This window comes from Caproiciproducens sp. NJN-50 (genome assembly GCF_004103755.1).
In the GTDB taxonomy this organism is placed as follows: domain Bacteria; phylum Bacillota; class Clostridia; order Oscillospirales; family Acutalibacteraceae; genus Caproicibacter.
Genome location: NZ_CP035283.1, coordinates 2,041,617 through 2,062,344, shown reverse-complemented (window position 1 = coordinate 2,062,344; position 20,728 = coordinate 2,041,617). Strand labels below are relative to the sequence as shown.

18 protein-coding genes are annotated in these 20,728 nt (G+C 52.4%); 15 read left to right on the top strand and 3 right to left on the bottom strand.

Features of this window, described 5'->3' with window-relative positions:
- Positions 1-12: 12 nt before the first annotated feature.
- The 7 genes from EQM14_RS09925 (at position 13) to EQM14_RS09895 (ending at position 7,797) form a co-directional block, all read left to right on the top strand.
- Entirely contained in the window at positions 13-930 is a 918-nt protein-coding gene (locus EQM14_RS09925; protein WP_128742781.1) for a MurR/RpiR family transcriptional regulator, read from the top strand.
- Positions 931-1,450: 520 nt separating this feature from the next.
- A complete protein-coding gene (locus EQM14_RS09920; RefSeq protein WP_128742780.1) occupies positions 1,451-3,100 on the top strand; it encodes a glutathione ABC transporter substrate-binding protein in 1,650 nt (549 codons plus the stop codon).
- A gap of 133 nt (positions 3,101-3,233) precedes the next feature.
- Positions 3,234-4,154 carry a nickel ABC transporter permease gene (gene nikB, locus EQM14_RS09915; protein ID WP_128742779.1) on the top strand — a complete coding sequence of 307 codons (921 nt, stop codon included), beginning with the start codon at positions 3,234-3,236 and terminating at the stop codon, positions 4,152-4,154.
- Positions 4,155-4,170: 16 nt separating this feature from the next.
- Positions 4,171-5,049, top strand: coding sequence for a nickel transporter permease (gene nikC, locus EQM14_RS09910; protein ID WP_128742778.1), 879 nt, complete (start codon positions 4,171-4,173; stop codon positions 5,047-5,049).
- Positions 5,050-5,060: 11 nt separating this feature from the next.
- Positions 5,061-6,059 (top strand): ABC transporter ATP-binding protein, encoded by a 999-nt coding sequence (locus tag EQM14_RS09905; protein WP_128742777.1) that lies wholly within the window; start codon positions 5,061-5,063, stop codon positions 6,057-6,059.
- On the top strand, positions 6,056-7,051 hold the full coding sequence (locus tag EQM14_RS09900; protein ID WP_128742776.1) for an ABC transporter ATP-binding protein: 996 nt from the start codon (positions 6,056-6,058) through the stop codon (positions 7,049-7,051). The genes EQM14_RS09905 and EQM14_RS09900 overlap by 4 nt, the downstream gene beginning before the upstream one ends.
- A 2-nt stretch (positions 7,052-7,053) precedes the next feature.
- The gene (locus tag EQM14_RS09895) at positions 7,054-7,797 is read left to right on the top strand and encodes an aspartate/glutamate racemase family protein (RefSeq protein WP_128742775.1); all 744 of its coding nucleotides are present in this window, start codon (positions 7,054-7,056) and stop codon (positions 7,795-7,797) included.
- On the opposite strand, the gene EQM14_RS09890 is transcribed toward EQM14_RS09895, so the two are convergent.
- Positions 7,794-8,663: a MurR/RpiR family transcriptional regulator gene (locus EQM14_RS09890; RefSeq protein WP_128742774.1), complete on the bottom strand. Its 870-nt coding sequence runs from the start codon at positions 8,661-8,663 to the stop codon at positions 7,794-7,796. The genes EQM14_RS09895 and EQM14_RS09890 overlap by 4 nt on opposite strands.
- Positions 8,664-8,864: 201 nt before the next feature.
- Between EQM14_RS09890 and iadA the strand changes: the two genes are divergently transcribed.
- The 3 genes from iadA to EQM14_RS09875 are packed head-to-tail and all read left to right on the top strand — an operon-like array spanning position 8,865 to position 12,668.
- Positions 8,865-9,995 (top strand): beta-aspartyl-peptidase, encoded by a 1,131-nt coding sequence (iadA, locus tag EQM14_RS09885; RefSeq protein WP_128742773.1) that lies wholly within the window; start codon positions 8,865-8,867, stop codon positions 9,993-9,995.
- 30 nt (positions 9,996-10,025) lie between these two features.
- Positions 10,026-11,561 carry a serine hydrolase domain-containing protein gene (locus EQM14_RS09880; RefSeq protein WP_128742772.1) on the top strand — a complete coding sequence of 512 codons (1,536 nt, stop codon included), beginning with the start codon at positions 10,026-10,028 and terminating at the stop codon, positions 11,559-11,561.
- A gap of 30 nt (positions 11,562-11,591) precedes the next feature.
- Positions 11,592-12,668 carry a M42 family metallopeptidase gene (locus EQM14_RS09875; RefSeq protein WP_128742771.1) on the top strand — a complete coding sequence of 359 codons (1,077 nt, stop codon included), beginning with the start codon at positions 11,592-11,594 and terminating at the stop codon, positions 12,666-12,668.
- Positions 12,669-12,881: 213 nt separating this feature from the next.
- Here EQM14_RS09875 and EQM14_RS09870 read toward each other — a convergent pair whose 3' ends face one another.
- Together EQM14_RS09870 and EQM14_RS09865 are read right to left on the bottom strand one after the other, a co-directional pair.
- Positions 12,882-13,934 carry a DmpA family aminopeptidase gene (locus tag EQM14_RS09870; RefSeq protein WP_128742770.1) on the bottom strand — a complete coding sequence of 351 codons (1,053 nt, stop codon included), beginning with the start codon at positions 13,932-13,934 and terminating at the stop codon, positions 12,882-12,884.
- A gap of 129 nt (positions 13,935-14,063) precedes the next feature.
- Entirely contained in the window at positions 14,064-15,272 is a 1,209-nt protein-coding gene (locus EQM14_RS09865; RefSeq protein ID WP_128742769.1) for a MalY/PatB family protein, read from the bottom strand.
- Between the two features lie 504 nt (positions 15,273-15,776).
- On the opposite strand from EQM14_RS09865, the gene EQM14_RS09860 reads away from it, so the two are divergent.
- The 5 genes from EQM14_RS09860 to EQM14_RS09840 all read left to right on the top strand — a co-directional run bounded on the left by EQM14_RS09860 (position 15,777) and on the right by EQM14_RS09840 (position 20,714).
- A complete protein-coding gene (locus EQM14_RS09860; protein WP_128742768.1) occupies positions 15,777-16,790 on the top strand; it encodes a LacI family DNA-binding transcriptional regulator in 1,014 nt (337 codons plus the stop codon).
- Positions 16,768-17,691 carry a PfkB family carbohydrate kinase gene (locus EQM14_RS09855; RefSeq protein ID WP_128742767.1) on the top strand — a complete coding sequence of 308 codons (924 nt, stop codon included), beginning with the start codon at positions 16,768-16,770 and terminating at the stop codon, positions 17,689-17,691. The genes EQM14_RS09860 and EQM14_RS09855 overlap by 23 nt, the downstream gene beginning before the upstream one ends.
- Before the next feature lie 373 nt (positions 17,692-18,064).
- On the top strand, positions 18,065-18,832 hold the full coding sequence (kduD, locus tag EQM14_RS09850; RefSeq protein ID WP_128742766.1) for a 2-dehydro-3-deoxy-D-gluconate 5-dehydrogenase KduD: 768 nt from the start codon (positions 18,065-18,067) through the stop codon (positions 18,830-18,832).
- 34 nt (positions 18,833-18,866) lie between these two features.
- A complete protein-coding gene (locus tag EQM14_RS09845) occupies positions 18,867-19,811 on the top strand; it encodes a Gfo/Idh/MocA family protein (RefSeq protein WP_128742765.1) in 945 nt (314 codons plus the stop codon).
- 9 nt (positions 19,812-19,820) lie between these two features.
- Complete coding sequence (locus tag EQM14_RS09840; RefSeq protein ID WP_243112490.1) at positions 19,821-20,714, top strand: sugar phosphate isomerase/epimerase family protein; 894 nt, start codon at positions 19,821-19,823, stop codon at positions 20,712-20,714.
- The last annotated feature ends 14 nt before the right edge of the window (positions 20,715-20,728 follow it).

The following is a 20,728-nucleotide window of genomic DNA, read 5'->3' as shown; positions in this document are numbered from 1 at the left end:
GCGGATAATAAAATGGAATGTGATTCTTTTCAAAATATACAAAAAAATTATCATAATTTGACACGAAAACAAAAGGAGCTGGTCGATCTGTTCCTGGCAAGCCCGGAAAGCGTGTGTTACGTTTCCCTGAAAGAGCTGAGCAGACGGACAAATTTCTCGCAGGTGACGATTCTGCGCGTCTGCAAACGCCTGGGGTTCGAAAATTTTACGGAACTGAAAAAAGCGTTCCGCATCCATATGGAAGGCCTGATGGAAACCGTTTTGAAGGCCAGTAATTTTCCAATGATCCTTCCCAATTCCGAACCGGGAAACAAAGTTGCCATCATGGGAGACATCTGCCGCGAGTCCCACGACCGAAGTGAAAAATTTTACAGTTCGATCCGCTCGGAAAACATTCTTCTGGCCGCCCGGCGTATTCTGGAGGCAAAAACCGTCCTGATCTTCGGACAGGGAACTTCCGGTGTGCTGGCTGAATTCCTGTTTCGCCGTTTGGACCCCATGATTGAGAAAGCGCTCATTGTTCCGCTGGAAGACCTGAATATCGTACAGTCAAGCCTTCTGAAGCTGTGCGGCGGGGACAATGTGATCGTTATTGATTTTCCCCGTTACTGCTCGATCGTGCGCAATGTCGTGACTTATGCGGAGCATGCGGGCGCTACGGTGACGGCGATTACAGACAGCAAAGCATCACCCATTGTCACCGAAAACAGCCTTAATTTTTATTGCGACACAAAGACGAAGGTGTTTTATAACTCTTTGTCCCTTCCGATGGAACTGCTCAACCTGATTGCCTCCGGCGTTGTTCTTGAGATGGGGCCGGCATATGACGAGCTGGTTCTTCGTTCACAGGAAGTGGTTCATTTCATCAATGTGAAGGAAAAGACAGGCGGCCCCTTGGATGAGGGGAAGGAAGATCATTTCGAAGCATAAAGCGGGGCCGGATCCTCTTCATATGCCGGTATCGCTTTTATAAGACATGGCAATGATTGCCGTGTCTTATTTTTTGCAGGCCCTTTGGCTTCACCGTGCGAATACATGAATTATTCGGTTCTGCTTATGCATCGGCCGCAGATGCTGTGCCGCCCTGGCCCCGGCATCTGCGAGGACCCCAACTCTGTGCCGGACGGGGCGAAAAGGTATTTCCCCGATATCCCTGTATCAATCAATAAATGTCAGTAACTGAGTTATTTTTTAAATAAAATGAAAGCATTTATTGACATCCAAGCATATCGATGCTATACTTTATGCAAATCAGCTCCTTTCAAAAAGTAAATAGTACCCCCATTATAAGACAAAGATGTCATTGCGCTACAAGGTAATATGTTCTTGTAGAGATGGTTGCTTTGTCTTTTTTATTACAACCGACGAAACAGTCATAAGAGAAATCGGGGAGGTGAAGGGAAAGTAAGTCGTTTTTGAAATACATATCCAAAATGCAAGGAGGAAAATTATGAAAAAATTCAAAGGAAGAATTTTGGCGGTTTTCGCGTTGACTGCAGTCCTGTTCACCGGGTGCGGCTCACAGGGCGCCGGGTCGTCCAGTTCAGCTTCCTCTCAGGGGGCTTCTTCGGTTTCAGCTTCCACAAAACGTGAGGCAGACTCCGATATCACCGTGGCAATGTCTTCGGATATCGTTACGATGGATCCGGCCGATACCTCCAACACGCTGGACGGCGGAATTCAAAGGTTAGTAATGGACGGCCTGTTTGGCTTTGACAAAGACATGAAAGTCATCAACATGCTGGCGACGGACTATACGGCCAACGACAATGCGACGGAATTTACAATTAAGCTGAGAAAAGGCGTTTCCTTTACGGACGGCGAGCCGTGGAATGCGGATGCCGCGAAGGCCAATTTGGACAAACTTGCGGACCAGAGCCTGGGACTGAAGCGGAATGGCCTGTTTGCAATGGTTGATCACACGGATGCAGTGGACGATTATACGATAAAGATCACGCTGAAATATTCGTTTGGCGCCTTTATCAACACGCTGGCTCATCCGGCGGGGGTCATGATGAGCCCGAAGCAAATTAAAGCGGGTGAAAAAGCCTGCTCTTCCCATCCGGTCGGAACAGGCCAATATGAATTTGTCGACTGGAAAGTCGGCCAGTATATAAAATTGAAGCTGAATGACAAATGGTGGGGTTACGATGCGGACCTGAGCGGCGGAACTCCTCTGGCTGCCTCAAACGCCGGTTTCTCGACGATTACCTTTAAACCGGTGACGGAAGCGGCGACAAGGGTTTCCATGATCCAGTCCGGCGATGCCGACTTCATCTTTCCGGTTCCGTCGGAATCGTTCAGCGTGCTGAGCGCGGATTCCAATGTAAAGGCCGAGAAAGCGGAGGGCATCACCGTAAACTACATCTATATGAACACGAAGAAGAAGGCGCTTTCCGACCTGAAGGTAAGGCAGGCGATCAATATGGCGATCGACCGGAACGCTTACTGCTCAGTGGTGAAAAATGGATTGGCGTCTCCCGCGACTTCTTTTGAAGCGCCGGCGGTGCAGTTCTATCAGGCACAGGGAGACGTTGCTTACGATACTACGAAGGCCAAATCCTTGCTTTCCGAAGCGGGCTACGCAAACGGGCTGACTTTGACAGCTTATTCCCCGAACAATTCCGAATCCGTAAAATGGGGCGAATTTGTTCAGCAGCAGCTGGCGCAGATCGGCATCAAGATCAACCTGAAGCCGACGGAACAGGGCACGCTGTCGCAGGAGATCAACGATTATAAGGGAGATCCCGCCAGCGCGGTTTATGACATGTATCTGCGCGGCTGGTCTCCGTCCACCGGCGACGCCGACTGGGTTTTGCGCGCGCTGTTCAGCAAGACCATGGTTCCGCCGAACGGTTCCAACTATTCCTATTTTGACGACCCGGATTATGAAGCTGCAATTGAAGCCGGTCTGTCGTCGGCGGACAAAACAGTCCGTGCGCAGGCTTACGAAAAGGCGCAGAAAATTCTTTGGGAAAAGGTTCCCGCCGTTGCGGTCGCCAACAGTTTTAACACCTGGGCCAGCGGCAAACATGTGCAGAATCTGAGTCTGTATCCGGACGGCGGAATTTACATGCGCGACGGCGTCTATGTAAAGTAAAGGCCGTACTTCAGCTATCGACGATCGGACCTGGATGATCAGACCGATACAATCGACAAGGAATCCGACCCTGGTAACCTTGGGGTCGGATTCCTCACTAAATAAATTATCGCAAGGTTGGGGGAATAGCTGGATGCTGCATTATATCGTCAAACGGGTATTGGAAGTCATACCCACCCTGTTTCTGGTGACCCTTTTTGTTTTTTTGTTTGTCAGGCTGATTCCCGGGGACCCGGCCAGAATGGTTGCCGGAGAAGATGCTTCCGCACAGCAGATTGAAACAATCCGGGAACAGCTTGGATTGAATAAGCCGATTTTAACGCAATATGCGGATTATGTGGGCGGGCTGCTGCACGGTGACCTTGGCACTTCGCTGAAAACGAAAAGGCCCGTTTCTTTTGAAGTGGGACAGCGGTATTGGAAGACCATGACACTTGCTTTAGTCAGCCTTGCCTGGAGTTGTATTGTTGGGGTTCTGATTGGCATCTGGTCAGGTAGAAACAAGTCGAAATGGCAGGATTACACCGGCATGACCCTGGCGGTTTCCGGAATTTCGCTGCCATCCTTTTGGATTGGTTTTATTGTCATTATTATTTTTTCTGTAAATTTTAAAATTCTTCCGACGACAGGAGCATCCTCCTGGAAAAGCCTGGTTTTGCCGGCGTTTACATTGGGAACCGGCATCGCCGCGATTATTGCGCGGTTTACCCGTTCCTCTATTCTGGAAGTTATGAAGGAAGATTATATTCGGACTGCGAGGGCTAAGGGCCTGAAAGAAAAGCATGTGGTTTGGACCCATGCGTTCCGCAATGCCATGATTCCGGTTGTGACGGTCGCCGGGCTTCAGTTCGGCCATCTGCTGGGCGGTTCCGTAGTGGTGGAATCCGTATTCGCCTATCCGGGGCTTGGCAGCCTTTTGTTGGATTCCATTAATTACCGGGATTACCCCACGATTCAGTCATTGATTCTGATTTTCTCGCTGCATTTTATCCTGATCAACTTGATCGTGGACATTTTGTATGCGGTGCTGAATCCGGAAATCCAATTGAGCTAGGGAGGAAAACAGCGGAATGAAAAGCAATAAACAACGATCTGATCAAGAAATAATCCGGACGCCGTTTTCCGAATTTATCCGAAAAATCAAAAAACAAAAAACAGCGATTGCGGCGGCGGCATTTATTTTGCTGCTGGTCATTATCGCGATTATCAGCTACCAAATAGCGCCTTATGGAATTAATCAGTACGACTACAGCTCCGTTCTGAAAGGGCCGAGCGCGAAACACTGGTTCGGGACCGACGAGTTTGGACGCGATATTTTCAGCCGTGTTTTGTGCGGTTCACGGATATCGCTGTCCGTTGGGTTCATTTCCGTGACCACCGCCGCTATTTGCGGTACGATTTTAGGAATGGTCGGCGGCTATTACGGCGGGTGGATCGACAGTGTCATCATGCGGATCGGCGATACGCTGTTCGCATTTCCCGGCCTGATCCTGGCAATTGCGATCGTGGCGATTTTGGGGCCGGGCCTGTACAACGTGGTCATCGCGGTGGCGGTATTCGGCACGCCGACCTTTGCCCGGCTGGTCCGGAGCACTACACTTCAGCAGAAAAAGAGCCTTTATGTGCAGGCGGCCAGGAACCTGGGGGCCTCCGATGCGCGGATATTATTTGGACATATTTTTCCCGCCTCGGTGCCGAACATCATCGTGCAGTATACCATGTCCATCGGCACGTCCATTCTGACGGCGTCCAGCCTCAGCTTTCTCGGGATGGGTGCGTCCCCTCCCACGCCGGAGTGGGGCCTGATGCTGAGCAACGGCCGGAATTATATGCTGACGGCGTGGCATGTTGCGCTGTTCCCGGGTCTTGCCATCTTTTTGACGGTGCTGAGCTTTAACCTGCTGGGAGATGGACTGCGGGACGCGCTGGATCCCAAATTGAGCGATTAGAGGTAAGTACAATGAAGGAAACAAAATCGAAGAACATTCTTGAAGTGAAGAATCTGTGTACCTACTTCTTTACCGATGACGGAGTCGTAAAATCTGTTGACGGTGTGGATCTGACGATGAAGGAAGGGACGACCCTCGGCATCGTGGGGGAGTCCGGCAGCGGAAAAAGCGTCACGGCCCTTTCCATTATGGGGCTGCTGATGGGTACCAGCGGAAAAATTGTCGACGGAAAGATTTTGCTGGACGGCAAGGATATTGTCAACGTCAGCATGGAAACCAAACGGAAGCTTCGGGGAAGCCAGGTCGCCATGATCTTTCAGGAACCCATGACCAGCCTGAACCCTGTCATGAAGATTGGCAGACAGATTATGGAATCCATCCTCCTCCACCAGAATGTGACGAAGGAACAGGCGCGTGAAAAAGCGCTGGAGATGTTGAAAAACACCGACATTCCGCGCGCGGAACAGATCATGAACGAGTATCCGTTTCAGCTTTCCGGAGGCCAGAGACAGCGGGTGATGATCGCGATGGCGCTGGTGTGCAACCCGAAAATACTGATCGCAGACGAGCCCACCACGGCGCTGGATGTAACGATACAGGCGCAGATCCTGAATTTGATGGAACATTTGAAGGATATGATCGGAACCTCCATCATGTTTATCACGCACAACCTGGGAGTCGTGGCGGAGCTGTGCGACGAAGTGGCCGTGATGTACTGCGGCCGGGTGGTGGAGTTCGGGGATGTGGAAAGCATTTTTGACAACCCCATGCACCCGTACACCCAGGGGCTGCTGAATTCCATCCCGAAGCTGGGCCAGCGCGTTGACCGGCTGGACTGTATCCCGGGGAATGTTCCAAACCCCAGACTGATGCCGAAAGGCTGCAAATTCGAACCCAGGTGTCCCTACGCGAAAGAAATATGCCGCGAAAAAGAGCCGCTCTTGGAAGGCGTCGGGCATCAGTGCAGGTGCTGGCTGCACGGCAATGAGGAGGCGGAAAAAGCGCCATGAAGAACATACTGCTTGAAGTGAATGACCTGCAGGAATATTATGCCACCCGAAAAGGGATGTTTGGGAAAGTCGGATATGTAAAAGCGGTGGACGGTGTCAGCTTCCAGGTGAAAGAGGGGGAAGTGTTCGGCATCGTGGGCGAATCCGGCTGCGGAAAATCCACCCTTGGCCAAGCCATCAGCAAATTGCTGGAACCGACCGGCGGGCGGATCCGCTTTGACGGGGACGACATCACCGGCTATACCCCCAGACAGATGCGCGAGGTGCGCAAGAAAATGCAGATGGTTTTCCAGGATCCGTATGCTTCGCTGAATCCCAGGATGTCCGTCCGGGACATCATTGCCGAACCGCTGAAAATCCACAGGCTGGCGAATACAAAAGAGGAGATCGATCGGCAGGTGATCTCCCTGCTGCGCAGGGTTGGGCTGGACGACTACCATGCAAACCGCTATCCGCATGAATTCAGCGGCGGGCAGCGGCAGAGAATCGGCATTGCCCGCGCGCTGGCTGTGCAGCCTAAGCTGGTAATCGCGGATGAACCGGTTTCTGCGCTGGACGTTTCCATCCAGTCGCAGGTGCTGAACCTGATGAACGACCTCAAAGAAGAGATGGGCCTGACTTATCTTTTCATTTCCCATGACCTGAGCGTGGTGGAGCATATCAGCGACCGGGTGGGAGTTATGTATTTGGGGAATTTTGTGGAGATCGGCGACAAGGAGGGGCTGTATTCCCATCCGCTCCACCCGTACACGCAGGCGCTGCTTTCCGCGGTGCCGGTCCCAGACCCCCACGCGCGGAAAGACAGGGCCATTTTGCAGGGGAGCATTCCCTCCGCGCTGAACCCGCCCGCCGGCTGTAAGTTTCACACCCGGTGCCCGAAGTGTATGGAAATCTGCAAAAAAGAAGAGCCGAAACAAGTGGAGATTACCCCAACTCACATGGTTCGCTGTCATCTGTACCAAGACGGGAACTCAAAGCAAGGTGAAATATAATAATGGAAGGAAAGACGATTGGTGTTCTGGGCGGAATGGGTCCTCTGGCAACGGCGGACCTTTTCCGGAAAATCATCCTGATGACGCAGGCCGACAGTGATAACGACCATATCCGGGTTATCATTGACAGTAACGTAAATATTCCGGACCGGACGGAGGCGATTCTCCACCACGGGAAAGATCCGCTGCCGGAAATGATGAAATCCGCAAAATTGCTGGAAGCGGCGGGGGCGGACGTCATTATCATGCCCTGCAACACAGCTCACTATTTCATTCGCTCCTTAGAAAGGTCGGTCACTGTTCCTTTTTTGAACATGATCTCCCTCACGGCGAACGAATTGAGAGAGAATCAAATCAAAACAGCCGGATTGTTGGCGACGGACGGGACCTGCAAAAGCGGCCTTTATGAAAAGGCCCTTACCGCCGCGGGGATTCGGACGCTGACGCCGGAACCAGGCGGTCAGGAGCGGGTGATGCAGGCGATTTACCGCGTCAAAGCGGGGAAGGAGGTCCCCGCTTCCGAGCTTTGGCCTGTTGTGGAAAAGCTGGAGGCGGGGGGCGCGGAGGGGATCATCCTCGGATGCACGGAGCTGCCGCTGATTTTGAAGCCGGCGCAGATGCGCATTCCATGTTTCGATCCCACCGCCGTTCTGGCTAAGCAGGCTGTTTTGTTTGCCGGAAAACAGATCAGTGAAAAAGCCGCCCTGTTTTTCTGCCGGAAACGGCGGGAAAATCAGGTCGGCTAATCATATGATATTTTGTTGATGCAATGGGCGATCTCATGGGTTGTTGCCACCAGCTTGTCATATTGCGGCCCCATTTCCAACACGACGCCGGAGGCGATCAAATTGATCAGGGCGAACGGAACCGAGAGCGAATTGAAAAACATGGTGGTGGAAGTCTGACAGATAAAGTTTAAACTGTTCTGTAAAATAAGGGGGGATTTAGGACTGTCCGTAATGACGATAACGGATATTTTCTTTTCCTCAACGTATTGGATAATATTCCGAATCGGAGTGTAGTACCGCGGAAAGGAAATTGCGATGCAAACATCGCCCTTTTTCAGCCGGGCGAGCCTTGTTTGCGCGTTATCCATTTCTTCAGGATCGATGGCATAGGCGTTAATCCCCAAAAGAGAGAGCCGCTTTTCAAAAAACTGTGTGAGGACTTTTGAAATTCCCTGACCGAACAGCAAGATGTTTTGAGCCTTTAAAATCAGCCCCGCAGCTTTCAGAACCTCGTCCATTTCAATATTTCTGAAAAAATCGCTGCATTTTTCGGATTCATGGTCGCAAATACTTTGCAGCAGCAGCTTTTGGTCGCCCTCCGCGAAGGGAGGAAGCTCCTCAAGGAAAAAACGGGAAGAAGACAGGTTCTTCACCAATTGCTGCGTATGCTTCCGGAAAGACTGTTTCAGCTCAATAAAATTGCGGAATCCCAGAAGTTTGCACGTACGCAGAATGGTTGCTTCTGAGGAGGCGGTTTGTTCACTGAGGTCCTTCAGGGAGATATAGCATATGTCTTCGGGATTTGCCAGTAGGTAGTCTGCGATCTTTTTCTGCTTATGGGTCAGTCTGTCGTAGCTGTCGCGGATCTTTATAATGGAATCCATTGGAGGGCCTCCTGTGGCGTTAAGTTTTTGCGCTTGGAACAATTCTTTCGTTATTATAGCAGAGCGATAAAGAAAAGAAAAGTCTGAAATGGAGGTCCGTGGAACGGGGACGGCCGGAGAAAATCGGCGGAGGCAAATGCTGCGATATGAGAAAAACGGGAGATTTGTTCCCTGAAAATGTGAAAGGAATTAAGTGAAACCATGCTTTTAATTAAAAATGTCACCATTTATGAAAACAACGCCCCGAAAGTCACCGACTTGCTGATTGCCGGTGGAAAATTGGAAGAAATAGGGCCGGGACAGGACGTGAAAGGGAAAAACCTCAGCGTGCTGGACGGGACCGGCAAAACCGCGGTGCCGGGCTATATCGACCAGCATGTCCATGTGACGGGCGGCGGAGGAGAAGGCGGATATGCCAACCGCGTGCCGGAACTGGTCCCCTCGGACTGTATTCGCGGCGGCGTAACCACGCTGGTCGGCCTGCTGGGAACGGACGCAACGACCCGCAGCGTGGAGAATCTGGTCGCCAAGGTGAAGGCGCTCAAACAATACGGCCTCACAGCCTATTGCCTGACCGGCTCCTACGAGTATCCCTCGCCGACGATCACCGGAAGCGTAAAAAAGGATATCGTATTTATTGAGGAAGTCATCGGTGTGAAAATAGCGATTTCAGACCACCGTTCCTCCAACCTTTCCAAAGAAGACATGATCCGGCTGGCGTCCGAGGCGCGGCTGGGCGGAGTCCTCTCCGGGAAGCCCGGGATTGTACATATGCATGTGGGAAGCGGAAGGCAGAAGCTGGACATGATTTTCGATATCCTGAAAACCGAGAACATCCCGATTTCCGTGTTCCGCCCCACCCATGTCGGGAAGATTTTCGACGATGCGGTACGTTTCGCCAACATGGGCGGGTATATCGACTTCACTTCCGGGGCGCAGGTGGATCAAACGGCGCAGAAGCTGGTTAAGGCTGCGGAGCTGGCGCCGAAGGACCGAATCACCATGAGCACCGACTCCAACGGAAGCCTTCCCAAATGGAATGAGCACAAGGAAATGATCGGCCTTGGCGTGGGAAAAATCACCACGATGCATGAAGTGGTAAAGTCTATGATCCTGAATTGCGGGGCGTCGGTGCCGGAAGCCATTCGTCCGGTAACGGAAAATGTAGCGAAAGCGCTGGACCTGTATCCGAGAAAGGGCGTCCTGGCGGAGGGCAGCGACGCGGACCTTTTGCTGCTGGACCGGAATTACGACATCGACACGGTGATCGCCGGCGGGACCCTTATGATGCGGGAGAAGCAGATTTTAAAAAAAGGGACGTTTGAAGCATAAAACCGACTGTACGGCAAAGAGGTGACAAATGTGACAAGCGTGGAAATGGATGCGCTGTTTTCACAATATGGGCGTGCTACGCCGGGGTGTTCCGTCGCGGTCCGTCAGGACGGCCGCACAAGGTACCGCAAAGCGTTCGGCATGGCCAGCCTGGCCTATGGCGTCCCCAATACGCCGGAAACGCTTTTCCACGCCGCTTCCGTCAGCAAGCAGTTTACGGCGTTCTGCATTTTGCTGTTGGCGGAAGACGGAAGAATTTCCCTGCAGGATACCATCCGGGACTATCTGCCGGATTTTCCGGATCTCGGCGCGGACGTGACGCTTTGGCAGCTGCTGCACCATGCCGGAGGCCTCAGGGAGCAGTGGGACCTGTTTACTCTTTCCGGGCACAGCATGGAAGACCTCGCCACGCCGGGGAATCTGATGCATCTTTTATACGGACAGCGCGGCCTGAATTTTAAGCCCGGCACCCGCTATCTTTACTGCAATTCGGGATTTACGGTTTTAGCCTGGATCCTGCACGCCGTGACGGGAAAAACGCTGCGTGAGTTCGCGGCGGAACGGATTTTTCAGCCGCTGGGGATGAGCCGTACCTTTTTTCGGGACGACCATGCCGAGGTGACGCCCGGGCGGGCTTCCTCCTATGGATACGACGGGCGGCGCGGCCGATATTCCGAAATGGCGATGACTTTTGACGTCACGGGTTCAACCGGCCTGAATACAACCGCCGAAGACTGCGTAAGATGGCTGGAACATTTGCGCAGGCCCGGACTATGCAGGCCGGAAACCATGCAGGCAATGCTGCAAAGATTCAGCCTGGCCTCCGGGGAAGAAATTCCGTACGGCTGCGGGATTCAGGCCGTGAAATACCATGGACTGGACGTTTACCAGCACAGCGGCGCGAACGCCGGATACCGCGCGGCAGTGCTGACGGTTCCCTCTCTGAAACTGGATATTGCGGTGCTGTCCAACTACCGCTTTTCATTTCCCATGGTCAAGGCATATCAATTGCTGGACGGAATCAGCGGGCTTTCCTCCACGCCGGTTTGTGAAAAGCCGCAGGTCCCCGCGCAGGCGGGGTGGTATGTGTCTGAAAATTATCACTCGCTTCGGCTGGAAAAGGCGGGGAAGGACCTGCTGCTGGAGCAGGACGGCATGACATGGACGTATGAACGGGCGGCGGAGGGCGGCTGTTATGCCGCGGAAAACGGAAATTTTCTGTCATGCGAAGCGGCGGGCACGCTGTCCCTTTGGTCCGCAGGGACGCACACCGGGTACCGCAGGGTATTTTCACAGCCTCTCGGCGAATTCGCGGCGAGGCGGATTTCCGGCCTGTATTACAGCCGGGAACTGATGACCGCTTACCGATTGTCCATCCAAAAGGACAGGCTGCTGCTTTTTCATCCCTCCGCAGGGGAACTGGTATTTGTAAAAACAGGAGAGAACTGTTATCTTTGTGAAAATCGTGACAACCTGAATCTGGCGGCGGATGAGTCCGGGGACCGTTTTTTCCTGAATACGGACCGGAGCAGGAATTTAGAATTTCGAAAGGCTTCAATGGAATAAAGAAAACCAAAGGAAAGGACAGAAAACGGCATGGAGGAACAACAGGCGATCAAAATGATAGAGGCGCTTTCCAATGTGAACGGCGCTTCCGGCTTTGAAAACGAGGTCACCAGGACACTGCGCCAATATGGAGAGGGACTGGGGGGATTTTCCGAGGACTGCATGCGGAATCTGTATCTCCGCCGAAAGGAAAACAGGGGCGGGAAGCCGGTTGTGCAGATCAACGCGCACAGCGACGAAGTGGGATTCATGGTGCAGGCTGTTCAGCCGAACGGAATGCTGCGCTTTATTCCCCTGGGAGGGTGGGTGGCCAACAATATACCCGCCCACAAGGTTCGAGTGCGCAACGCGGAAGGAAACTATATTCCGGGCATCGTCGCCACCAAGCCCCCGCATTTTATGACGCCCGCGGAAAGAAACGCCCCTGCGGAGATTTCTTCCATGGCGATTGATATCGGCGCTTCCTCCCTGGAGGAGGCGGTTCAGGATTTTAAAGTCCGCATCGGCGAGCCTATTGTGCCGGATGTGAATTTCGAATATCTGCCGGAAAAAGGGCTGATGTACGGCAAAGCGTTCGACTGCCGCCTGGGATGCGCGGCCAGTCTTCAGACCCTGCGCGGACTGAGGAACGAGGAGCTTGCCGTGGATGTCGTCTGCGATTACTCTGTCCAGGAGGAAATGGGACTGCGCGGGGCCGCCGTCACCGCCAATACGATCAAGCCGGATCTCGCGATCGTATTTGAAGGATGTCCGGCGGACGATACGTTCACGGAACCCTTTATGATCCAGACGGCCATTCGCCGCGGGCCCATGCTCCGGCACATTGACAAGAAGATGATCACCAATCCGCGCTTTCAGCGGTTTGCGCTGGATCTTGCTCGCCGGGAAGGCATTCCGGTCCAGGAAGCGGTCCGTACCGGCGGCTCCACAAACGGGGCGCCCATCCATTTGTCCGGCCGCGGCGTGCCGGTCATTGTAGTCGGGCTGCCGGTCCGCTATATCCATACCCATTACGGGATCGCCGCTTTTTCGGATTTTCAGAACGCGGTGAAGCTTGTGTGCCGTCTTTTAAAGGCGCTGACGCCGGACCTGATCCACAGCTTCTGATCCGCCGGATGCGCAGGCAGTCTGGCTTTACGATGGCAAATTACGCATAAGCTGTAATAAGCGAAGATGCGCTCCGACCGGCTTTTTAAGCCGTTTCGGGGCGCATCTTTTTGCACATATTTACAGGTTGGTTCAGACCGGCGGAAAAGGCCCCGCGAAATCGCGAGGGCGGAGCAGTGCCAAGGGATCCGTCTCTTCAGACATTTGCGGTGTTTACTTCAATATGGCTGTGCCAGCCTGCTTTAACGCGGTTTTCAAGTCCAGGCAAACGCGTCCGCCGCGTCCCTCGGTGGTTTTTGCGTGAACCAGCGAGCTGAGAATGGATTCCTCCACAACCGACGCGGTCATGCGGAAAATGTCGTTGATCCGGTTTTCGCTGAGCTGAGTTACGGGAACGATATCCCGCTTTTCGTAGTGCGCGACGCGGTTCGCCGTGGAGAAAGCCACGGCGATTTCCCCGCTGCCGTTGCCGATAAAAGAGCCTGTCCGGGTGATGCCCACGCTGGCGCGTCTGCAGATTCGTTTGAGCTGCCGGTCGCTCAGGGGCAGATCCGTCGCCAGGACAACGATAATGGATCCCTTTTCCTCTGGGAGCTTCCGTTCCCGCGACAATCTGCGCCCGACGGCGTCCCCCCCGATGGTCAGGTCCCTCATCACGCCGAAATTGGAGAGAACGAGACAGCCAAGCGTGTATGTTTTTCCGTTGTTCAGCGCGATCAGCCGGGAAGAGGAACCGATGCCGCCTTTCAGGCCGTAGCAGCGCATGCCGGTCCCGGCCCCGACCGCTCCTTCCTCGAAGCCGCTCCCGGCGTTCTGAAGCGCTTCCAGCGCGTGCTGTTCCAGGACGGGCATTGCCCGGATATCATTCAGATATCCGTCGTTGCACTCCAGCACAACCGGATTGACCGTGCCGGTCGTGTCCCCGATGTCGGGATTTTGCCCGAGCATATATCGGACCAGCGCTGTGCCGGCTGTTCCCACCGCAAAGGTGTTGGTCAGGAGGATCGGCGTTTCCAATGTGCCCAGTTCATCGATCTGAACCAGCCCGATGCTTTTGCCGAACCCGTTGATCACCTGTGAGGCGGCGGGAAGTTTTTGTGAAAACAGATGATCCGGCTGCGGGAGAATGGCGGTTACCCCGGTTTTCTCATTGCCCCGGTTCAGTGTGACATGACCCACCGCCACTCCAGGCACGTCGGTAATTAAATTGCGCTTTCCCCGCGGCTTTTCACAGATATCGTTTTTTAATGGATGTTCTAGTCCCATAATTCCCGTGCGGCTTTGCCGCTCTATGCAAAGATTTTGCATAGGCTTGTGCAGCCGCACTCTCCTTTCCGGCGCCCTTTTCTTGTGAGAGATGTCCGGCTATGAAGCGCGGCGTCAAAAGACCGGCGGTTATGCGGTGAATACATATTGATCCAGACGTTCCATCGCTTCCTTCACCCGGCTCAGCGGCAGCGCGAGGTTCATGCGGATGGAATTGGTCCCATGGAACATGCGGCCGTCCTGCCAGGTCACGCCGATGTCCCATCCGCTCTTTTCCAGCTCGTCGATGGTCCTGCCGTGTTTTTTGCACCAATCGGTGCAGTCCAGAAACAGCATGTAGGTTCCCTCCGGCTTAGCAAATTTTACGCCATGAAAATGTTTCGCGATATAATCGCAGACATAATTCATGTTGCCGCTCAGTACCTCGCACAGCTCGTCGACCCATTCGGAGCCTTCCGGGCAGTATGCGCCGATCAGGGCGTGCATGCTCAGGACATTCATGCTGTTGTAGTGCGGCTTGCTGCTCTGGGCGCGCACGCGATCCCGCAGATAGCTGTCGTAGATGATGTGGTAGGAACCGATGAGCCCCGCCAAATTAAACGTTTTGCTCGGCGCGTACAGCGCCACGGTGCGGCGGCGCGCATCCTCGCTGACCGACTGGGTGGGCGTGTGCCGGTGACCGTTCAGAAGGATATCCGACCAGATTTCGTCCGATATAACGATACAGTCGTTGGCCCGATAGACTTCCATGGCTCTTTCAATTTCCCATTTTTCCCATACGCGGCCGCAGGGGTTGTGGGGGCTGCAAAAAATCGCGACGTGGATCCTGCCGGCCTTCAGTTTGGCATCCATATCCTCGTAATCCATGCGCCACACGTTGTTTGCATCCAGCTTCAAAGGACTGTGGACAATTTTTCGGCCATTATTCTCCACGCTTTTAGTAAACCCGATGTAAGTCGGCGAATGCAGCAAAACGGAGTCGCCGGGCGCGGAAAACGCGGTCAAGGCGGAAATGACCCCGCCCAGCACTCCGTTTTCATATCCGATGCATTCTTTTGTCAGGCCGGTGATGCCGTTTCGGGTCTCATGCCACCGGATGATCGAGTCGTAATATTTGTCTGTTGGCTGAAAATATCCGAAAGCCGGATGTCCGGCGCGCTTAATAATCGACTCCGAGATATTCGGCAGTGTGGGGAAATTCATGTCTGCAATCCACATCGGGATAATGTCGAATCCCTCTTTTGGCGTGCCAGGGGACCCGTCCGAGGAACCCGGACCGTCCACCGCGACCGCATCTTTTCCGTGACGGTCCATGATTGAGGTAAAATCGTATTGCATGGCAGTTTCTCCTTTTCCGATCGGAACAAAAAATTTCGTCTGTGCGCTGGAAAACCGATTGTAATTGCGCATGCTGCGTTCCGTTCCGAACAACGGTGTATTTTCTTTTTGATGATGATAAGACCCGTCTCAATCGGCATGGTAAGATAACAACGAGGCCTTCTCCTTATGGAAAAATCCTCGTTGCTGCGATATCTTTTACTATAACTCAATTTTCCTTATATTTCAACATTTTTATGCTTGCCGTTGCGCACCCATGGCCGGCTTCCGCCGGAATGTATCAGCCGCTTCGAATGTGCCGATGGATGTCCCCAAAAAGCAGTCAACTTTGGAGTCCGCCGGGGAACAGCGATGGGCATTTGTGAGCCTTTCCTTCTTTTTCGGAGACGAGCGCTGCGCAGCCGGGGAGTGGGCGCAGAATGCAAAGAGGTTGGCATCGAAAGGATTTATTGACTGATATTATAAAGTATGATATGCTTTTTATGAAAATGGGAGGTAGATGATATGGCGACATTAAAAGATGTTGCGAAAGAGGCTGGTGTCAGCATTGCAACTGCCTCACGTGTTCTGAACAACCCTGATAAAGTGGCGAGCAAGTCACGAAAAAAGGTTTTGGAAGTTGTTGAGAGATTGGGATATTCGTCAAATCTTATGGCGAAGAGCTTACGGCAGGAAAAGCTCAATGCCATCGCCGTTCTGCTTCCGAACTTTTCCGATCCTTTTTTCGCTCAAATGCATCAGGGAATCGCGGATGTATTATCTTCCAATGGCTATCTTATGATTTCTTACAGCACCGAGGGGATACAAACCAATGAATTGGATCTGCTGTCCAAGGTTAAATCGGCAGGTATTTCCGGAGTTCTGATTTACAGCCCCAATCGTTTTGAACCGGATACTTCAGGTGCTTTTTACCAGAAGGCGTGGACGGTGTTTTTATCCGGAAATAATGCGAAACGTATCTCTCAGGTATCTGAAATTGATATCGACCGGAAAAAAATAGGTTCAGAGGCGGCGGATTATCTGCAGCGTGAGGGCAAAAACAGAGTAGTGTATATGATTGACAGTTTAAAGAGCATTGATATGGATTATTTTGCAGGCCTTCAGGAAACCCTGATGAAAAAAAACGGCGCCTGCGAAATTTGCGTTGCCGGCCGCTCTTTGGAGGATGCTTTCAGAAAACTGCAAAATTACTCCGTCAAGCAAAATTTCAGTTACAACGCGGTCTTAACACAGTACAATACACAAGCGATTGGCGCATTGTCTTATTTCCGCGAAAAGAGAATAGAGGTTCCAGAGAGCGTCGCGCTGATGAGCATAGGGAATACGGTCCTTTCACGGCTTACAACGCCGCAGATCACCATCATCGGACCGAACGGTTATCAATTGGGCGTTTTAGGCACAAAATATTTGTTGGAAAAAATTTGCGGCGAAGGCGGGAGCAATGGCAATAAACCCGGCGAAGTGGACACGAGATTGATTATAAGGGGGTCAACCTATGCCGGGGATGGAATCGCCTAAAATTGTGTCGTTCGGTGTCTTGAACGTAGATTTTGTCATGGAGCTTGGCAATGAGACGATTGGGAAAAAACGCATCGGGAAGCAAATTTCCATCAATGCCGGCGGGCACGGCAGTTCGCAGGCCATTGCGGCAGTCAGGGACGGAATCTCTACAGCTGTAATCGGCAAAATCGGAGATGACGCCTTTGGCCAGCAGATTGAGGCCACGCTGCGAAAAGAAAAGGTGGACTGCAGATTCTTGAGCAAGATGCAGGGCGTTCACAGCGGGTTGGCTACAATATTGGTCGAAAATCAAAAGGAGAATATATTTATTGATTTTCTCGGCGCCAATTATAAGCTGACGAAAGAGGATATCGATCTTTGTTGCCATGTTATTCAAACCGCGGAACTGGTGATGATCCATATGGGGCCCGCTATGATAGATGTGGCCTATCATGTGGTTGATATGGCCAATGAATATCATGTGCCAGTATTGGTTTGTCCTTCCATGTCCATTAAGATTCCGCAGCAATTTCTGGAAAAAGTCGATTATCTGGTATTGAATCTTTCCCAGGCTTCCTCTATATGCGGCCTGAATGATGAAACCGTTAGAAGCGGGCGGATTGCGGCCAGCCTTTTATCCAGTATCGTCAGGAAAAATGTCATCGTTCAAATGGATGCGAATGGCGTTCTGGTATCGGACAATGGCTTATATTCTATCATGAATTCGGTTCCGGAACAGAAGATCGTCGATTACTCCGGAGCCATAGATTTTTTTGTCGGTGTGCTGGCCGCCGAAATCGTGAAGGGAAAGACAGTTCAGGAGGCGGCCATTAAGGCGCATAAGGCTGCGATCCTATGCATGCAGACGGTTGGTGTTTATGCTTCTTTTCCTTCTGCGGAATCGCTTGAAACTTTATAGAGGATTTCCATGTTTCGATTTCGGCGCGGACGCTGCCGCAGGGCGTGCTTATCCGGCTTCATATCGGGACCCTGATGAATTGAATAGAACGCCGCAAAAGTGCGTTTCCGTATCACGGAAACGCACTTTTTGGCTCCGTGGAGGAAAACGGAAAACCCAAAACTTTGTCCAATAAAGGAGTGCGGGGCAGGTTTACCCGCGGAGGAGTGAAGCGGCATCTTTATGATTTTCATAAAAATACTTCAATAATTCGACAAAAGCCATTGACATTTACTAACCACAATGATAAAATACAGTCGAAAAATAACGTTTTCATAACATGTAAATTAAATCATTATAAATTTGAAAACGTTATTAAAAGGGAGTGTAAGCATTGACATCTTTTGAAAAGTTCAATTTGGCTGGTAAGACCGCCATCGTAACCGGCGCAACGCGGGGCCTGGGTCAAGGCATCGCGGTCGGTCTTGCGGAAGCGGGAGCGGATATTGTCTGTGTCGGCCGCAGCGATGACAGCGAAACCAAAAATAAAGTTCAAAGCCTGGGAAGAAAATATTTGAACCTCAGATTGAACGTCGCCGCCGAAGACGCCCCTGACCAGATTGTGCGGGAAACAGTGGAAAAGTTCGGCAAGATTGATATTCTTGTAAACGCTGCCGGCATAACCCGCCGGGTTATGGCTCTTGATATCAGCAAAAAGGACTGGCAAGACGTGCTGGATGTAAACCTGACCGCTACTTTCTTTATTTGTCAGGGAGTTGCCCGTCAGTTCGTGAAACAGGGCACTGGAGGGAAAATTATCAACATAGGGTCAATGACCTCCTATCAGGGGGGCTTCAAGGTAATACCTTACACGGCCAGCAAAGCGGCCGTCCGCAATATCACGATGCATATGTGCAACGAGTGGGCCCGCTACGGCATTCATATCAACTGCATTGCTCCGGGATATATGGTCACGAATATGACGGCCCCCATGCGCTCGGAGCCTGCAAGGATGGCGGAAACCAACACCCGCATTCCGATGGAACGCTGGGGGAAGCCAGAGGATCTTGCAGGAGCCGCAATTTTTCTGGCTTCCGAAGCCTCGGACTACGTCAACGGCTTTACCATAGCGGTGGACGGAGGTTTTTTGGCAAAATCCTGAAACAGGGAAGCAAACGTTTAGGAGATTTGGTTATATGGAAAAAAAGTTTAGGGTCGGTCTGATCGGGGTCGGGTCCATTGCGCACATCGCGCATCTGCCCATCTTGGCGGCGCGCGACGACGTTGAAATGGTCGGTGCCATTGCGAAGGAGATCGAAGACGTTCAGGAATGCCAAAAAAGTTACGCCATCGAACACGCCGCGCACGATATCGGCGAACTGATTGATCTTGGTTTGGACTGCGCGTTCGTGCTGTCTCCGAAGGATGTCCATGCAGAACAGGTCGTCCGCCTGCTTCAGGAGGGAATCGACGTTTTCTGCGAAAAGCCGATGGGGATGACGCTGAAGGAAGCTGCGGCAATGGCGGACGCCGCTGAAAAAAGCGGGAAAAAGCTGATGATCGGGTTTAACCGGAGATACGCTCCGGTTTATCGGAAGGCAAAGGAAGCGATGGGCCGGTCGGCGCCGGATGTCCTTGTTGCCCAGAAGAACCGCCCTGCCAGCGAATACCGCGCCACCTTGGAAAACGCGGTGCATATGGTGGACATTCTCCGGTACTTCTGCGGTGAGTGCACCCGGGTAGAGGCCTATTCGAAATTCACGGATCCCATGTACGAAACGCTGACGACGGCGCAGCTTCAGTTTGAAAACGGCTCCGTGGCGATGCTTGTAGCGGACCGGGCCTCCGGTCAATGGATGGAGACGCTGGAAATGCACGGCCAAAACAAAAGTATACAGGTCACCTGTCCGGACACCGTAACCATAACGGATCAGGAGCAGTTTCATACGACATCCATGACGCCGTTGGCATACGGCTGGGCGAAGGTGACCGATAAAATGGGATTCACTCAGGAGGACGGCCACTTTTTCGATTGCCTGAAAAACAACAGGCAGCCTCTGACCAACGGGGCCGACGCATATAAGACGCAGGAACTCATGCACCGGATCCTGACGGCTGCAGGTCTTCCCGGGCTGGAATGAGGTGGGAAATTGTTCTTGATCGCCGGGCACACGATGGGGACGCCGGAATATTCGCTTCCTGATGCCATTCGGCTTTTTAAAAAAATCGGGCTTGATGGAGCCGAAATCGTCGTGCAGGATGGGTATCGCTGTGCGATCCCGGAAAAAGCCGCTGCGTCGGAGCTGCAGGAGCTTCGCAGAACTGCGGAGGCAGAGAGCGTAAAAATTATTGCGCTGACACCGTATTATTCCCGATTTAACGATCTGCGGGAGGACATCCGTCAGCGTGAAATCGACGGCGTCCGCCGCGTCATGGAATATGCTGCCTTTTTGGGAGCGAAATATATTCGGATCTACGGCGGAAACTTTTCACAGGAAGAGAAGGACGACGGCGGCAGAAAAAGAGACTGCCTGATCAAAAACATGAGATGTTTGGGGGCTGAAGCGCAGTCCGCCGGAGTTTGTCTTGTCATTGAAAACCACTTTAACACCATGACGGTTTCGGCGGCGGACAGCATCGCGGTCTCGGAAGAGATCGACTGCCCTTCGGTCGGGATTCTATACGACCAGGCAAATCTTTCCTTTACGGGAAATGAGCCGTTTGAAATCGCGCTGCCGGTTCAGTTCGGAAAAATCAGATATGTCCATGTGAAGGACTTTGTGTTTCGGAATGAAGATACAAGATTCTTGTCCTCGAGTGTGTCCCGCCCCGCCGAGTCGGAGCGAAATGTTTTCACACGCATCGTAGGCGAGGGGATTGTGCCCTGGCCGGAGATCCTTCAGCAGTTGAAGAATCTCGGCTACAACGGCTGGCTTTCCCTCGAATACGAAAGAAGGTGGCACCCGGACGATATTCCGGACGCTTCCGTCGGGATGAAAAAATCGGCCGACTTTCTAAGAGCTTGTCTTAGTAAATTAACATAGACAAATTATAAGGA

Excerpts from the sequence above, each read along its gene's own strand:
- nikC (WP_128742778.1), top strand. The coding sequence starts at position 4,171 with ATGAAAAGCAATAAACAACGATCTGATCAAGAAATAATCCGGACGCCG.
- EQM14_RS09895 (WP_128742775.1), top strand. The coding sequence starts at position 7,054 with ATGGAAGGAAAGACGATTGGTGTTCTGGGCGGAATGGGTCCTCTGGCA.
- iadA (WP_128742773.1), top strand. The coding sequence starts at position 8,865 with ATGCTTTTAATTAAAAATGTCACCATTTATGAAAACAACGCCCCGAAA.
- EQM14_RS09890 (WP_128742774.1), bottom strand. The coding sequence starts at position 8,663 with ATGGATTCCATTATAAAGATCCGCGACAGCTACGACAGACTGACCCAT.
- EQM14_RS09900 (WP_128742776.1), top strand. The coding sequence starts at position 6,056 with ATGAAGAACATACTGCTTGAAGTGAATGACCTGCAGGAATATTATGCC.
- EQM14_RS09905 (WP_128742777.1), top strand. The coding sequence starts at position 5,061 with ATGAAGGAAACAAAATCGAAGAACATTCTTGAAGTGAAGAATCTGTGT.
- EQM14_RS09925 (WP_128742781.1), top strand. The coding sequence starts at position 13 with ATGGAATGTGATTCTTTTCAAAATATACAAAAAAATTATCATAATTTG.
- EQM14_RS09845 (WP_128742765.1), top strand. The coding sequence starts at position 18,867 with ATGGAAAAAAAGTTTAGGGTCGGTCTGATCGGGGTCGGGTCCATTGCG.
- EQM14_RS09855 (WP_128742767.1), top strand. The coding sequence starts at position 16,768 with ATGCCGGGGATGGAATCGCCTAAAATTGTGTCGTTCGGTGTCTTGAAC.
- EQM14_RS09875 (WP_128742771.1), top strand. The coding sequence starts at position 11,592 with ATGGAGGAACAACAGGCGATCAAAATGATAGAGGCGCTTTCCAATGTG.
- EQM14_RS09870 (WP_128742770.1), bottom strand. The coding sequence starts at position 13,934 with ATGGGACTAGAACATCCATTAAAAAACGATATCTGTGAAAAGCCGCGG.
- EQM14_RS09865 (WP_128742769.1), bottom strand. The coding sequence starts at position 15,272 with ATGCAATACGATTTTACCTCAATCATGGACCGTCACGGAAAAGATGCG.
- EQM14_RS09860 (WP_128742768.1), top strand. The coding sequence starts at position 15,777 with ATGGCGACATTAAAAGATGTTGCGAAAGAGGCTGGTGTCAGCATTGCA.
- nikB (WP_128742779.1), top strand. The coding sequence starts at position 3,234 with ATGCTGCATTATATCGTCAAACGGGTATTGGAAGTCATACCCACCCTG.
- EQM14_RS09920 (WP_128742780.1), top strand. The coding sequence starts at position 1,451 with ATGAAAAAATTCAAAGGAAGAATTTTGGCGGTTTTCGCGTTGACTGCA.